General features: G+C 68.4%; 14 protein-coding genes. 10 read left to right on the forward strand and 4 right to left on the reverse strand.

The window, feature by feature from the left end:
- Nucleotides 1–84: 84 nt before the first annotated feature.
- The gene (locus tag ACYVN4_RS44905; RefSeq protein WP_460730426.1) at nucleotides 85–1776 is read left to right on the forward strand and encodes an LCP family protein; all 1692 of its coding nucleotides are present in this window, start codon (nucleotides 85–87) and stop codon (nucleotides 1774–1776) included.
- 49 nt (nucleotides 1777–1825) lie between these two features.
- The gene (locus ACYVN4_RS44910; RefSeq protein WP_460730393.1) at nucleotides 1826–2602 is read left to right on the forward strand and encodes an isocitrate lyase/PEP mutase family protein; all 777 of its coding nucleotides are present in this window, start codon (nucleotides 1826–1828) and stop codon (nucleotides 2600–2602) included.
- Here ACYVN4_RS44910 and ACYVN4_RS44915 read toward each other — a convergent pair whose 3' ends face one another.
- Nucleotides 2603–3508, reverse strand: a complete 906-nt coding sequence (locus tag ACYVN4_RS44915; RefSeq protein ID WP_460730395.1) for an RNA polymerase sigma-70 factor — start codon at nucleotides 3506–3508, stop codon at nucleotides 2603–2605.
- Between the two features lie 114 nt (nucleotides 3509–3622).
- Between ACYVN4_RS44915 and ACYVN4_RS44920 the strand changes: the two genes are divergently transcribed.
- The 8 genes from ACYVN4_RS44920 (at nucleotide 3623) to ACYVN4_RS44955 (ending at nucleotide 12280) form a co-directional block, all read left to right on the forward strand.
- Nucleotides 3623–4111, forward strand: a complete 489-nt coding sequence (locus tag ACYVN4_RS44920) for a nitroreductase/quinone reductase family protein (protein ID WP_460730397.1) — start codon at nucleotides 3623–3625, stop codon at nucleotides 4109–4111.
- Nucleotides 4112–4190: 79 nt separating this feature from the next.
- Nucleotides 4191–4901, forward strand: coding sequence for a TetR/AcrR family transcriptional regulator (locus tag ACYVN4_RS44925; protein ID WP_460730399.1), 711 nt, complete (start codon nucleotides 4191–4193; stop codon nucleotides 4899–4901).
- Entirely contained in the window at nucleotides 4901–5854 is a 954-nt protein-coding gene (locus tag ACYVN4_RS44930) for an SDR family NAD(P)-dependent oxidoreductase (RefSeq protein ID WP_460730401.1), read from the forward strand. Before ACYVN4_RS44925 ends, ACYVN4_RS44930 begins: the two co-directional genes overlap by 1 nt.
- A complete protein-coding gene (locus ACYVN4_RS44935) occupies nucleotides 5844–7475 on the forward strand; it encodes an AMP-binding protein (RefSeq protein ID WP_460730403.1) in 1632 nt (543 codons plus the stop codon). Before ACYVN4_RS44930 ends, ACYVN4_RS44935 begins: the two co-directional genes overlap by 11 nt.
- 175 nt (nucleotides 7476–7650) lie before the next feature.
- Nucleotides 7651–8397 carry an alpha/beta hydrolase family protein gene (locus ACYVN4_RS44940; protein WP_460730405.1) on the forward strand — a complete coding sequence of 249 codons (747 nt, stop codon included), beginning with the start codon at nucleotides 7651–7653 and terminating at the stop codon, nucleotides 8395–8397.
- Nucleotides 8398–8529: 132 nt separating this feature from the next.
- Nucleotides 8530–10098: an FAD-dependent monooxygenase gene (locus tag ACYVN4_RS44945; RefSeq protein ID WP_460730407.1), complete on the forward strand. Its 1569-nt coding sequence runs from the start codon at nucleotides 8530–8532 to the stop codon at nucleotides 10096–10098.
- 140 nt (nucleotides 10099–10238) lie between these two features.
- The gene (locus ACYVN4_RS44950; protein WP_460730409.1) at nucleotides 10239–11117 is read left to right on the forward strand and encodes an alpha/beta fold hydrolase; all 879 of its coding nucleotides are present in this window, start codon (nucleotides 10239–10241) and stop codon (nucleotides 11115–11117) included.
- A 59-nt stretch (nucleotides 11118–11176) separates the two neighbouring features.
- On the forward strand, nucleotides 11177–12280 hold the full coding sequence (locus ACYVN4_RS44955; protein ID WP_460730411.1) for a GlxA family transcriptional regulator: 1104 nt from the start codon (nucleotides 11177–11179) through the stop codon (nucleotides 12278–12280).
- Here the strand turns inward: ACYVN4_RS44955 and ACYVN4_RS44960 are convergent.
- The 3 genes from ACYVN4_RS44960 to ACYVN4_RS44970 all read right to left on the reverse strand — a co-directional run bounded on the left by ACYVN4_RS44960 (nucleotide 12256) and on the right by ACYVN4_RS44970 (nucleotide 15386).
- Nucleotides 12256–12978, reverse strand: coding sequence for a helix-turn-helix domain-containing protein (locus ACYVN4_RS44960; RefSeq protein ID WP_460730413.1), 723 nt, complete (start codon nucleotides 12976–12978; stop codon nucleotides 12256–12258). The genes ACYVN4_RS44955 and ACYVN4_RS44960 overlap by 25 nt on opposite strands.
- Nucleotides 12979–13297: 319 nt before the next feature.
- Nucleotides 13298–14740 (reverse strand): GntP family permease, encoded by a 1443-nt coding sequence (locus tag ACYVN4_RS44965; RefSeq protein WP_460730415.1) that lies wholly within the window; start codon nucleotides 14738–14740, stop codon nucleotides 13298–13300.
- A gap of 22 nt (nucleotides 14741–14762) precedes the next feature.
- On the reverse strand, nucleotides 14763–15386 hold the full coding sequence (locus ACYVN4_RS44970) for a bifunctional 4-hydroxy-2-oxoglutarate aldolase/2-dehydro-3-deoxy-phosphogluconate aldolase (RefSeq protein WP_460730417.1): 624 nt from the start codon (nucleotides 15384–15386) through the stop codon (nucleotides 14763–14765).
- Between the last annotated feature and the right edge of the window lie 65 nt (nucleotides 15387–15451).

Here is a 15451-nt window from a genome sequence, read left to right on the forward strand (position 1 = left end):
TGATTATGCACGACCGTGCAAGCTCATTCACAACCGGGCGGAAATCTGACAGCGAGCGCCGCTTACGGCACACTCGACAGCGCCATGTACGACGACGCCACCCAGCCGCTGCCGGTCGTGGGCCCCGAAGCGGGCCGCGCGCGCCGGGCACCGGAGACGCCAACCCCGACTCCTCGCCGCTCACGGCGTGCCGAGCCGACCGCGAACCGTCGCCGCGCGGGCAAGCGCCGTGCCGCAGGCGCACCCGAGCGCACCCCCGCCCAACGCGAGCGGGACAAGCGGCTACGCCTGGCCGGGCGCGGCCTCACCGCGCTCGTCGCCACCGCCGTGATGGGCGTCACCGGCCTGGTCTGGTACGGCCGCATGGATTTCGACGCGGGCTTCGTCCGCTCGGGCGCGATCGCGCCCGAGGACGTCAATCTCGACGGCGACATCAATATGCTGCTGATCGGTCTGGACACCCGAAAAGACCTGAACGGCAACGACCTACCCAAGGAAATCCTCGACCAGCTGCACGCCGGCGACGGCTCCGAGGGCGGCTACAACGCCAATTCGCTGATCCTGGTGCACATTCCGAAGGATCTCAAGCACATCATCGCCTTCTCGATCCCGCGTGACGACTACGTGCCGGTGCAGGGCATCCCCGGCTACGACCACGCCAAGATCAAGGAGTCCTACGGCCTCAAGAAGTACTACGTCGAGGAGAAGCTCAAGGCGAAGGGCATGGCCGACGGACCGGAACTGGAGCGCCAGGGCCGGGAAGCGGGCCGCGCCAGCATCGTTCAGACTGTGAAAGCCCTCACAGGCGTGCCCATCAACCGGTTCGCGGAGATCTCCCTGGCCGGTTTCTACGATCTGGCGACCGCGCTCGGCGGCGTCGACGTGTGCCTCAATCACGCCGTGGACGACAGCTACTACTCGGGCGCACAGTTCCCCGCCGGGCCACAGCATCTCGACGGCTCCGACGCGCTGGCGTTCGTGCGGCAGCGGCACGGGCTCGAGAACGGCGACCTCGACCGCACCCACCGGCAGCAGGCGTTCCTCACCTCGGTCGCCAATTCCATGAAGAGCTCCGGCACCCTGGCCAATCCGGGCCGACTCAAGGCGCTGATGGACGCGGCGCACAAGGACGTGGTGCTGTCGGACGGCTGGAACCTCACCGATTTCGCCACCACGCTGGGCCGCGCGGAGTCGCCGTCGGTGGAGTTCCGGACGCTGCCGGTGCTGCGCTACGACACCGTCGACGGCCAGGACGTGAACGTCATCGATCCGGTGGCCATCAAGAAGACGGTCCGCGACGCGTTCGGCGTCTCCACCCCGGCCGCGCCCGCCGCCCCGGCCACCACGCCGACCTCGACGCTGGACGTGGCGAATGCCAGCGGCACCCCGGGCCAGGCCGCCAAGGTGTCGAAGTTGCTGACCGCCAAGGGATTCCCGGCCGGTGACGTCAGCAATGCCACCTACGCGGACGGCACCACCTCGACCATCTACTACGGCACCGGCGCGGACACCGACGCCAAGCAGCTCTCGGAGATGTTCGGCGGCATTCCGGTGAGCCCGTCGTCGCAATTGTCCGCCGGGCACGTGAAGCTGGTGGTGGGCAGCGAACTCGACATCACCAGCCTCGATCCGACGACCGCCACCACCACCCCGACCACGACCCCGGGCGCGTCGTCGACGAGCGCGGCGACCTCGGACGCGGCCGCCTCGGACGCACCGGATTCCGGCAAGCCCGTCACCACCACCATCGGCTCGAAGATCCCCTGCGTGAACTGATCTGCGGGCCGCGGCGGCACCCTGCCCGGCCCGGTAGCAGAATGGCGAGATGACGAAGACCGAGCTCTTCCGCAGTCTCCACCAGGGTGGCAAGCCGCTGGTCCTGCCCAACGCCTGGGACTTCGGATCGGCGGCCATGCTGGCCGACGCCGGATTCCCGGCGTTGGGCACCACCAGTCTCGGGGTCGCCGCCGCGGCGGGGCTGCCCGACGGGACGGCCGCGACACGCGACGAAACCCTGTCCCTGGCACGGCGACTGGGCCGCTTGCCGGTTCCGGTGTCGGTGGACGTGGAGGGTGGGTTCAGCGACGATCCGGGCGAGGTCGCGGAGTTCTGCGCCGAGCTGACGGCGGCCGGGATCGCGGGAATCAACCTGGAGGACAGTCGATCCAATACGGCGCTGGCCGATCCGGAAACGCACGGTGCGCTGATTGCGGCCGTGAAGGCACGGGTGCCCGAGCTTTTCATCAATGCCCGCACCGACACCCACTGGCTGGGCGTCGACACCGATTCCACGCTCGATCGGGTGCTGCATTACGAGAAGTGCGGTGCGGACGGCATTTTCGTGCCGGGCGTCACCGAGCCCGACCAGATTCGCACCCTCACAACAGCGTTGACCGCGCCGTTGAACGTGCTGTTCTCGCCCACCGGGCCGAGCGTCGCCGAGCTGGCAGAACTCGGTGTGCGGCGGGTCAGCACGGGGTCGCTGTTGTATCGCGCGGCTCTGGCGGCAGCGGTCAAGACCGCTGAATCCGTCACCAACGGACAGCACCTGGCGGGCGAGATCCCCTCTTACGCAACGATTCAGCGGCTGCTGGAAGCCTGATCAGCGGTCCAGCACCCGCGTCCGCCCGGCCGAGTGCAGCTTGTCCGGATTGCGGACCGCGTACAGCGAGGCGATCCTGTCCCCGTGCACCTCGATCATCAGCACCGTATCGAGCAGGTCGTCGGGGCCGTAGAGCAGCAGGGCGGGCAGCGCGTTGTAGGTCTCGAACTCGATGCGCGTGTCCGCCAGGCCTTTTCGCGCGAGTCCGAACAGGTAGGCGGCGACCTTGTCCGCGCCGAGCACCGGACGCCGGGCCGCGCTGACCTTGCCGCCGCCGTCGGAGATCGACACGATGTCGGGGGCCAGCACATCCATCAGGGCCTGCTCGTCACCGGTCTGCACGGCCCGGAGGAAGCTGCCGATCACCGCACGGCTGGTCTCGGAGTCGGGTTCGAAGCGCTTGCGGCGCTCACGCACATGCGCGCGGGCACGGTGCGCGATCTGGCGGACGGTCGCATCGGTCTTGCCGACCATCTCGGCGATCTCGACCATGCTGTGGCCGAACACCTCCGAGAGCACGAACACCGCGCGCTCGGTCGGTCCGAGGGTTTCCAGCACCAGCAGCATGGCCATCGACACCGATTCGGCCAGCAGCACATCGTGACTGGCGTCGAATTCGGTGCGGATGGGTTCGGGCAGCCAGCTGCCGACGTACTCCTCGCGGCGCCGCCGCACGGTGCGCAGATGATTGAGCGCCTGCCGGGTGACGATCTGGGTGAGGTAGGCGCGGGGGTGATCCACCTGCCTTCGATCGACACCCCGCCAGCGAAGATAGCTGTCCTGCAACACATCCTCGGCGTCCGCGGCGCTGCCGAGCAGCTCGTAGGCGATGGTGAACAGCAACGGCCGCAACTCGTCGAAGGCGTCCAACTCGCTCGCCGGACCGGTATCGGTGCCTACGGTCATGATTCGAAGCCTAGCCGCGCCGCGCCCGGCGTCACCACCACAAGTCGTCCCGTCAGTTCACTGGACGCCATGTACAGTGACCCCGATACGCCCATCCACCCGAGGGGAATTTCCATGCCCGCCACCGATTCCGCCCGACTCACCCTCGCGGGCCGCTTCAACCACTACTCCAGCACCTACCTGGCCCCGGTCACCCGTTTCTACGGACGGTTGCACCGCCGCCTCTACGAGCGCTTCGGCGGCACCCGCTTCACCACGCTCTTCGGCGACCCGGTCCTCGAACTGACCGTGCCCGGCCGCAAATCCGGTGTGCCCCGGCCGGTCATGCTCATGCAGATCTGGTCCGGCGAGGAACTGCTGGTCTGCGGTTCCAACGGCGGCAACCCCGGCACCCCGAACTGGTGGAAGAACCTCGCCGCCGTCGACCACGCCACCGTGCGCGTCGGCCGCGAGACGTTCCCGGTGGCCGTTCGGATCGTCACCGACGACACCGAGTACGACGCCCATTGGCGCACCCTGACCGCGGCGTATGCGCATTTCGACACCTACCGGGCCCTGAGCCCGCGACGGTTCCCGATCGCCGTGCTGACCCGTACCGCCTGAGGAACCCGAAGTCCGGGCCGTTCAGGGCCCGGAAAATCACTTCTTGAATCCGATTCAAGAAGTTGGCTATGCTGCCGTCGTGGCCAAAGTTGAACGCGATTCAAAAACTGGCGTGCGTGATGTCCCGTCGCGTGATGTCCAGATGAATCGGCGCGGGCAGCAGTCCCGCGCGACCCTGCTCGCCGCCGCGCGCACCGCCTTCTCCGCCAAGCGGTACGAGGAGGTGTCGATCGCGGAGATCGCGACCGCGGCGGGTGCGGCGGCCGGATCGATCGGCTACCACTTCGGCGGCAAGTACGAGCTGTATCTGGCCGTGCACGAGGCGGTGTTCGACGACTTCTGGGATCGGTTGCAGCAGTTGCGCGGTCCCGCGATGGAGAGGCTCTCGCAGGGTCTCGGGATCTATCTGGATTTCGTGCAGCAGCACGGGACCGCCCTGATCATGACGCCGCGAGCCGGGGCCGATGAGCGGCTGCTGGCCCAGCACGAGCGACATCGGGATCGACTGGCCGCGGCGCTGCTGACCGAGATCGTCTCCGCGGGTGAAGGTTCCACCGTTCGCATCGCCCTGGACGGCTGGCTGGCCTTCGTGGAGGGCGCCACCACCCGCTGGCTCGGCGAACCCGACCGGGATCGCAACATTCTGCAGGGCCTGATCCTCGCGGCCGGATTCGCCACGGTGCAAACGACTTTGGCGCTGGACCCGTCCATCACCCTCACCTCGCGCACCATCTCGGCGCTCCTGGAGCTGCCCGGCGCACCTCACCTCGCACGGAAAGAGACCAGCTAGTGGATCCCCTGCACCGACCCAACAACGCACTGGCGGCAGGGCCCGTCGGGCGCGCCGCGGCATGGCTCATCGGGCCGCGCGGCATCTCCGATCCGGAACGCTTGCGCCACGAGGTCGAGGGCAAGATCGCGGTGGTGACCGGCGCTTCGCACGGCCTGGGCGCGGAGACCGCCCGCATGCTGGCCGCCGCGGGCGCGACCGTCGTGCTGGGCGCCCGCTCGATCGATCAGCTCGACATGCTCGCCGCCGAAATCACCGCGGCCGGCGGCAAGGCGGTCGCGATCCGCCTGGATCTGGCCGAGCCGGAATCGATTTCGTCCTTCGCCGAAGAGATCCTGGCCCGCTTCGACCACGTCGACTATCTGATTCACAACGCGGGCAAGTCCTTACGGCGCTCGATCCACCTGTCCTACGACCGGCCCAAGGATCTCACCGCCACCTCGGCGGCCAACTATCTCGGCCCTATGCGGCTCACCCTGGCACTGCTGCCGAGTATGCGGGCGCGGCGCAGCGGTCACATCGTGAACATTTCGACGGTCGGCGTACTGTTCCCTGCCACGCCGAAATGGGGTTTCTATCTGTCCTCCAAGGCCGCCTTCGACGTGTGGATGCGGGCGGTAGGCATGGAGGCGCGGCCCGACGGGGTCACCCTCACCACCATTTACGCCGGGCTCATGCACACTCGGATGAGCGCGCCCAGCCGCTGGATGTCGGCGTTGCCCGGGCAATCCCCGGCCGAGGCCGCCACCGGGGTGGCGCGGGCGCTGATCACCAAGCCGCGCATCATGATTCCCGCCTACGGGTACGTGACCTCGGTGCTGACGCCGGTGCTGCGGGTGCCCCTCGAAATCGCGATCACCGCCGTCTACCGGCGACTCGGCGATACCGACGCGGCACTGCGCGCGGTGCAGGGCAACAAGATCGCGGGCAAGGAGTTCGGCGATGCGGAGTAGAGCCGTACTCGATTGGGGCAGTGCCCTTTCCGCCGTCGTGTCCTCCGGTGCGCTGCGCCCGGTGGGTCCGGCCGCCGCGGTGTCGATCGCGCGCGGCTATCACGCCTACGGACCCTCACTCGGCTTGATCATCGCGATCTCCGCGGCCCGCTATCCGGACCGGGTCGCCCTGATCGACGAGTCCGGCGAGGTCACCTATCACCAACTGATGCGCCGCTCGGAAGCCATTGCCTCGAGCCTGCATTCGCGCCTGCCGCAACTGCGCACCCTCGCCGTGTTGTGCCGCAACCATCGTGGCTTCGTCGAAGCGGTGATCGCGGGCAGCCGGTTGGGCGCCGAGCTGGTATTCCTCAATACCGAGCTACCCGCCGCGCAATTGGCGCGCATCCTGGAACGTCACGCACCCGACGCGCTGATCCACGACGACGAGTACCTCGCCGCGATCGCCGAGTCGGGCTACCCCGGCGTCCAGGTCCGCGCCTGGAGCGACCCCGGTACGGTCTCGACCATCATCACCCTGGACGAGCTTGCGCGACAACGGCATCCGGCCCCACCACGGGCCGGTCAGGCCGCCCGGATCACCCTGCTGACCTCCGGAACCTCCGGCATGGCCAAGGGCGTGGCGCGCAGCATCGGCCTGCGCCCGGCCCTCGAGGCCGCCGCATCGCTGGCGGCCGCCGCCCGACTGGGCCACCGCGATATCGCGATCGTCGCGCCCCCGCTCTTCCACGGCTTCGGACTCGGCGCACTCGCCGGTCAACTCGCCCTCGGCGCGACCGCCATCACCCGCCGCCGCTTCGATCCCGAACTGGCCCTGGCCGATATCGAACGCCACCGCGCGACGGCGTTCATCGGCGTCCCCATCATGATCCAGCGCCTCACCGCACTGGCCCCGGACGTGCGCGGCCGCTACGACCTGACCTCCCTGCGGCTGGCCCTGACCGGCGCCGCCCCGATCTCCCCGAACACCATCGGAAAGTTCCTGCGCGACTTCGGCCCTCGCCTGGTGAACGGCTACGGCTCCACCGAGGCGGGCGTCGTCTCCATCGCCACCCCCGCCGACCTCGCGTACGCCCCCGCAACCGTCGGCCGCCCGATTCTCGGTGTCTCCGTACGCATTCTGCGCTCCGACCGCACCCCGGCTGCCGTCGGCGAGACCGGCACCATCTTCGTGCGCGGCGGCCTCGGCTTCCACGGCTACACCGCCGACCGCACCGGCTCCGCCCCCGCCAAGGAAATCCGCGACGGCTACGTCAATGTCGGCGACATGGGCCACCTCGACGCCGCGGGTCGCCTCTACATCGACGGCCGCGACGACGAAATGATCGTCTCCGGCGGCGAGAACATCTACCCCCGCGAGGTCGAAAACGCCCTGGCCGACCACCCGGCCGTCACCGACGTCATCGTCGTCGGCATCCCCGACCCCGAATACGGCCAAGTCCTGCGCGCCTACCTCGTCACCACCGACGCCGACCCCGGCGACGAGGCCCTCCGCACCCACATCCGCGCCCACCTCGAACGCTACAAGGTCCCCAAACACTTCATCCGACTCCCCGAACTCCCCCGCAACCCCAGCGGAAAAGTGCTGCGCCACAGGCTCGGTGACCAAGCCGCCTCTTGACACCTCACCGTCGGTGTCTGCTACGGTTCCGGCCGAACCGTGACGACACCGCGAGGAGGTGAGACCCATGAACGATCGATCTGTGTGGGTGCTCCCCATCGTGGTCGCGGTTGGGCGAACGTAGGACGTGTCGCTGGGAGCGCCTCGGTAGCAAGACATTCCGAGAGGCACCGCCATGAACATGAACTTTACTTCCGAGACGTCCGAGAACGGCATCGTCGAGCGCGACTTCACGATCGGTGAGATCACCGGCGTGCTCTGGTCGCCCGAATCTCCTGTGGCGGGTACGCCGCTGATTCTCATGGGCCACAGTGGCGGCGTGCACAAGCGCGCACCGAATCTGGTGATCAATGCGCGGCATTTCGTGACCGAGCTGGGGTATTCGGTGGCCGCCATCGACGCCCCCGGCCACGGCGATCGGCCGCGCAATGCCGAGGATCAGCGGTGGACCGAACAGCTGCATGCGGCCCGCGCCGCGGGTCAGCCGATGGACACCATCATCGCCGAGTTCAACCTGTCGCTCGCGGAGCGAGCCGTGCCGGAATGGCAAGCGACGCTCGACGAATTGCAGGCGCTGCCGGAGATCGACGCGGACGCGCCCGTCGGATTCTGCGGCATCACCCTGGGCACGGTGATCGGCATGCACCTGGTCGCGGTCGAGCCGCGGATCAAGGCGGCGACGTTCGGCAGCGTCTTCGTCTTCGACGCGCTGTTCGATATCGCGAAGCAGATCAGCATTCCGCTCACCCTCGATGTCGCCTGGCACGACGAGGAAATCGACCGGCAACCCAGCTTCGCGCTCTTCGACGCCTTCGCCTCGGAGGACAAGATCCTGCTGGCGCGGCCGGGTCGGCACAATCAGATGGCCAGTTCGCAGCCCGGTTACGGCGCGTGGTTCCTGCGCCAGCATCTGGGGAGGTAGCCGTGGAAGAGGGGAAGGATCTCGAATCCTCCCCCTCTTCAACGTATATCGCACCCGGGGGCTTGCGGCAAGACCCCGGTCATGCCGCAATATTGCTGCCCTGAGCAAAGATCCACGAAGGGGAAAATGCGAGTGCGTGAATTTGATGCTGACGTGATCATCGTGGGTGCTGGCCCGACGGGCCTGATGCTGGCCGCCGAATTGGGGCTGGCCGGGGTGCGGCCGATGGTGCTGGAGCGGTCGCCGCAATTGCGGACCGTGCCGAAGGCCAACGGCCTCAGTGGGCAGATCGTCCAATTGCTGGGTTATCGGGGTCTGACGCCACGGCTCGAGGCGATCGGCCAGTTCGCGGCCGCGATGGCCGCGATTCCGTTCGGCGGCATGCAGGTGGACTTCAGTCCGCTGGCGGATTCGCCGTTGCAGGCGATGCACCTCCCGCAGCCGAAACTCGAAGGGCTGCTGGATGATTGGGCGGTCGAGCTCGGTGCGGACGTACGGCGCGGGCACGAGGTGAGCGGGGTCGATCAGCAGGACGATGCGGTGACCGTCGACGTGCGCGGCCCGGACGGCGAATACCGGCTCTCCGCACACTATGTGGTGGCCTGCGACGGCGCGCGCAGCCGTGTCCGGGCGCTGGCCGGAATCGACTTCCCGGGTATCACCTATCCGGAGGTCAACCGGCTCGGCCAGGTCATCCTGCCCGAATCGGTGATCGCGCTGGACAACGGGGATATCGAGATCCCGGGTCAAGGGGTCATCAGCCCCGGTTTCACCCGGACCGAGCATGGCGTGTTCGCGATGGGCGGGCTCTCACCCACCCGCACGGTGATGATCCAGACCACCGAGAACGCGATCGACGAAACCGACGACAACGAACCGATGACCCTGACCGAGTTGCAGGACAGCATCCGTCGCATCCTCGGCGTCGAGCTGCCCATGGCCGATCCGATTCGGCTGTCGCGCTACCAGTTCCAGGCTCGCCAGGCCGAAAAGTACCGGGCCGGACGGATTCTGGTGGCGGGTGATGCCGCGCACGGATTCCCCATGACGGGCGTCGGTTTGAACGCGGGCATGTCGGACGCGGTCAACTTGGCCTGGAAGCTGGCCGCCGACCTGCAAGGCCGGGCACCGGCGGGCCTGCTGGACAGCTATCACGAGGAACGCCACTACGCGGGCACCCGCATCATGATGCAGACCCAGGCACAGGTGGCCCTGCGCCGCGGCGACGACCCGGCAGCGCAGGCGCTGCGCGACCTGTTCACCGAAATGCTCACCGACGAGCCCGCATTGCACCGCCTGGCCGCCCTCATCGGGGCCACCGAGCTGCGGTATCCGGTCGCGAACCCGAACCAGCACCCGCTGACGGGAACCCTGGTCCCGGACCTGCCGCTGCGAACCGATGACGGGGACTCGAGCATCACCGACCTGATGCGCGCCGCCCGCCCGGTCCTGCTGGTCCTGGCCGACCGCCCGGACCTGCGCGAGATCGCCGAGGCATGGTCCGATCGCGTCGACCTGTGCACCGCCACCACCGCGGATCGCCCCGCGGACGCCCTGCTGATCCGCCCGGACGCCTACATCGCCTGGGCCGCAACGGTCGACGAAACACCCGACACGGCCGCCGCCGCGCTGCGGGCCGCCCTCACCACCTGGTTCGGCGCACCCGACCGCAGCCCGGCCGAGGCGACCGCCACCCGGTAGCCACCACGGTCAGCGACTGACTCGATCGGCCACACGACTGATCCGTCCGGCCCGAGCCCTCGGCTCGGGCCGGATTCCGGCGTTCAATTTCGGCATGCCGCAGCGGCGGCCGGAATGAAATCGCTGGGAAGGACAGACAAATGACCGAATTCGTGACGTTGGAGCACGGGCGGATCGCGTGTGACGTGGCGGGTTCCGGCCCGCTGGTGGTGCTTTCGCACGGCATGGGAACGTGGCGGGCGGACTTCCGGCATCTGGTCGCGCCGCTGGTCGCGGCCGGGTACCGGGTCGTCAATGTGGACATGCGCGGGCACGGCGACTCCAGCCTGGACTGGCCGTCGGTGACCGGGAAGGCCGCCATCAGCCGCACCGATGTGGCACTCGATCTGCTGGGTGTGATCCGGCATTTCGGGGGTCCGGCGGTGATCGTCGGGCACTCGCTGGCGGGCGGCTCGGCCACCATCGCGGCCGCCGAGGCCCCGGAGTTGGTGTCGGCGATCGTCGAGATCGACCCGTTCACGCTGACGCAGGGCATCGACTTCGGCGCGCTGTGGTCGAACCCGCGCCACCGCCGCGGCATGGTCGAACTCATCGGCACTCAGCTGTTGTCGTCGCCGCGACTGTGGTTCCGCTACCTCGGGGGCGTGGCCTATCCGACCGTGCCCGCCGACCAGCCGGAGTACCTCGCCGAACTGCGGACCCGGCTGCAACAGCCCGGACGCTGGGCGGAATTCATCAAGACCGGCAAGACCACCCCGGCCGACGCGCACGCCCGCCTGGCCGAAGTCCGGTGCCCCGCACTGATACTCATGGGCTCGGAGGATCCCGATTTCCCGGACCCGGAACAGGAGGGCCGGTCGATTGTGGAGGCGCTGCAACCCGGACTCGGCACCCTCACGATGGTCGAGCGCGGCGGCCACTACCCCCACGCCCAGTTCCCCGACCGGGTCGCCGCCCTGCTGATCCCCTTCCTGGACCGGCACGCCGCCCCGCACACCGCCGGATCGATCGGCAACTGACCGTGTGGAGCGGCCGGACACCGATCGCGTGGATCGGTCAGCGGCTGACCGTGGCGGACATGGTGCGCGACTGCGATGATGGCGGGGTGCCCGCGCCTCGCACCATCGTTTTCGTTGCCTTCCAAGGCATGCAGATGTCCGAGTTGGCCGGCCCGCTGGATGTGTTCGCCGTCCTCAACGGCATCGCCGCGACACCACCGGAACTGCTGCCCCCGGTGGTGCCGCGCGGTGGCCCGGCGGCCGGGCCCGACAGTCTGGCGCTCTGGAACACCGTCACCGACACTCCGCCCTATCGGTTGGTGACGGCCACCCCGGGCGGCCACCCGATCAGCGCCGACGGCGGTCTCACCCTCGCGGTCGAGCACTCGCTGGCCGATATCGCGGCGGGCGCGGACTTCGACACGATGATCGTCGTCGGTGGCATGGTCGACGGTCCCGGAGCCGCGGCGGTGGTGCCGGAACTGCCCGCGCTGGCCCGCAAGGCCCGCCGCATCTCCTCGGTGTGCGCGGGCGCGCTGCTGCTGGCCGCGGCTGGACTGCTCGACGGGTATCGGGCCACCACCCACTGGGCCTCGACAGACCTGATGGCGCAACACTTTCCGCGCATCACGGTCGAGCCCGACCGTATCTATGTCCGCGACCGCAATCGCTGGACCTCGGCCGGGATGTCCGCGGGCGTCGATCTGGCGCTGGCCATGGTGGAGGACGATCACGGCCGCGAGATCGCCGCCCTGGTCGCGCGGCTGCTGGTGGTGTTCGCCCGGCGACCGGGCGGCCAAGCCCAGTTCAGCGCCCAGTTGCGCACCCAGCCCGCCCGCACCCCCGCCATCCGCGCGGTACAGCAATGGCTACCCGAACACCTCGACGAGGATCTCGCCATCGCCGCCCTCGCCGATCGCGCGGGCCTGAGCGAACGCCATTTCGCCCGCGCCTTCCGCCTCGAAACCGGCAGCACCCCGGCGGCTTTCATCGAGGATCTACGGGTCGAGTCGGCGCGCCGCCTGCTCGAATCCACCGACCTGACCATCGGCGCGATCGCCCGCCAGATCGGCTACCGCCACGGCGAAACCCTGCACCGGGTCTTCACACGGCGCATGGCCACCACCCCCGAACGCTACCGCCAGCACTTCGCCACCGTTCAGTCCACGGGCACCAGCGAGTAGATCCACCAAGGCCGTTGCGGCAGTTCGAACTTGAATACCTGAATGTGATAGTTCACCCACTCGCCGGTCTCGGGTGAACGCACCCGGGTGGGCCGTGGCCCGAGATCGGACGGGCCGACCTCGGTCGAATAGAAGCGCTCCCATTCCGGTGCGGCACTGCAGCGTTCGACGATTTCCGCGATGCGCTCGGGTGAGTGGATGGCCGGGGCCATATACCGGAATCCGTAGACCATGAAATGCGCGTCGCGCTCCCAGTCCGCCATGACCTCCCGGGCGCGCGGGTCCAGCAGCATCCATTCGATGATGACACCGCCCGGCACGAGTCCTGGAAAGGCCCGCAGGTACGCGTCATTGGCGGCGACCAGATCGACGGCAGGCATGGTCTGGTAGCACGCGGGATGCGGCATGTCGTTGAGAAAGTCGAGCTCGTACGGCTCGGGCGGCGTGATGTCGGTGCCGAAGCTGGCCAGTTGCGGCTGCAGCAGGGTGGCGACATGCTCGCGCACCTGCACCGGCACCTCCAGCACGGTGAACAGCGCGCCCAGCGCCACCGCGGTGGGCTGCCGGGTCCCCTGCTCGATCTTCTGGATCAGCGCCTCGGAGACGCCGGCTCGCCGCGACAGCTCCGCCCGGGTCAAACCGGCAGCCTCACGCCTGCCTCGCAAATAGTCGGCAATCTCCGCTCTGGTCGTAGTCACCGATACCTCCATCAGAAATATGAGAGCAATTGTTTCCGATGGCTAATCTATCGCAACGGCAACTGGGACAAATTGGGACAGGGCCGCGCCTTGACCTGCAGCCCATTCCACCGGGATGCTTCTCAGGCCGTGCAACGCGCCAGCACGGCGACACCGGGTGTCCGCGAGGGGACGGCACGAACGCGGAGCCCACGGCCTGTCGCCGTCGACTCCGCGCTGCGTGCCGCGAGGATCCGATGTCGCGGCGGTGGGCAGAAGGGGCCCACCGGCCGCGGCGCAAATCCTCGGCGAACGCCGAACGGGGCGTTCGGAATTCGGGTCAGGCGAGGATCGCGAACAGCACGCCCGCCACCGCGAAACTCACCACCGAGAGCACGGTTTCCAGGACCGTCCAGGTCTGCAGGGTCTGTTTGACGGTGAGGTTGAAGAACTTCGAGATGATCCAGAAGCCGCCGTCGTTGACGTGGCTGAGGATGATGGATCCGGCCGCGATGGCCATGGCGATCAATGCCAGTGCCACCTGCGAGTAGCCCTGCTCGTGCACCAGCGGCGCGACGATGCCGCCGGTGGTGACGATGGCGACCGTGGCCGAGCCCTGCGCGATGCGCAGGCCGCAGCTGATGACGTAGGCCAGCACGATCACGGGAAGTCCGGCGGCGGCCATGGTGTGGGCCAGGGCGGTGCCGATTCCGGTGGCGGAGATGACCTTTCCGAAGAACGCGCCCGCGCCGACCACCAGCAGCAGCATGCCGACCGGGCGCAGCGATTCGGCGGTCACGGTGCTGAGTTCCTGCACCGTCGAGCCGCGGCGGATGCCGAGCACGTAGAAGGCGATGAGCACGGTGATGAGCAGGGCTACGGCGGGGGTGCCGAGGAAGGTCAAGACCTGCAACGGTTTCGAGCCGGTGGTGAGCAGCTGGCTGCCGAAGGTCGCGCCGAGGATGAGGATCAGCGGGATCGCGATGATCGCGCCGATCAGACCCACCGACGGCGGCCGCTTCACCAGCGTCGCGGTGGCGGCGCCGGGGGAATCGGCGGTCTCGTCGGATTCCTTGTCCTGCTTGCGAATCAAGAACTCGTCCGGCACCTCGACCTGCACCCGCTTGCCGATCCAGCTGCCCCACACGATGCCCGCCGCGATGAATCCCGGGATACCGCAGACGAATCCCATCACGATGAGCCAACCCAGGCTGACGCCGAGCAAGCCGCCCAGCGACACCGGGCCCGGATGCGGCGGCAGGAACGCGTGCGTCATCGACAGGCCCGCCAGCATCGGCAGCGCGTACAGCACCAGTGAGCGGCCGCCCTGCTTGGCCGCCACGTACACCAGCGGCGCGAGCACGAAGATGCCGATATCGAAGAAGACGGGGATGCCGAAGATGAGCCCGAGCAGGCCCATCGCGACGGGAGCGCCCTTCTCGCCGAACAGATCCAGCAGTCTGCGGGTCAGGACGTCCGCGCCGCCGGAGCGTTCCAGGATCGCGCCCAGCACGGTGCCCAGGCCGATGATGACGGCGATATGCCCCAGGATCGACCCGAATCCGGTCTCCAGCAGCGAATCACCGGATTTCAGTGCGGTGCCGACGATCTGCGACACCGGCAGCCCGGCGGCCAGCGCCAGCGCGAGCCCGGTGAGCAGCAGGGCGATGAACGGTTCCAGCTTGAACCGGATGATCGCGATCAGCAGTACGGCAATCGCCGCACCGCAGAGCAGCAGCAGTCCCGGCGTGCTGGTACGCAGCCAGTCCACGGTGGTGCCCATGGGGATACCTCTCAGTTCACAACTAGAATTTCAGAGCTCGAACGAATGCGGCCGCACGCGAGGCGATGTCGGCCCATTCGCCCGCCGCGACGGCGGCGGGGGGTACGACGTCGGTTCCGGCGGTGACCGCGACCGCCCCGTGGGCGAGGAAGTCGGCGGCATTACCGGCATTGACCCCGCCGGAGGGGATCAGCCGGACATCCGGGAAGGGACCGTGCAGGTCCTTCAGATAGCCGGGGCCCAGCGCCTTGGCGGGGAAGATCTTCACCGCGGCCGCGCCGAGTTCCATCGCCCACATCACCTCGGACGGCGTGAAAGCGCCCATCACGACCGGGATTTCCCGCTGTGCCGCCACCTCGGCGACCTGCTCGCTGATGCCGGGCGTGACCAGGAACTGCGCGCCCGCGTCGATGGCCGATTCCGCCTGATCCCGAGTGAGCACGGTGCCCGCACCGATCACTCCGACCCCGGCCTTCGCGATGTCGCCGATGTACTCCAGCACCCCCGGCGTGGTGAAAGTCAGTTCCACCGCTCGGATTCCGGATCCCGCGAGCGCCTCGGCCAATGCGACCGGGTCCGGAATCTCCGGTGCGCGCACCACGGTCAGCGCCCGATCGGCCAGGATGGCCTCCACGGCGGAATTCATCGATTCTCCTTAAGTTCTTGTGTGTTCAGTACGTTGTGCTGGATACCCGGGCGGGTCGGGTGAGG

It is taken from the genome of Nocardia heshunensis (assembly GCF_054782115.1).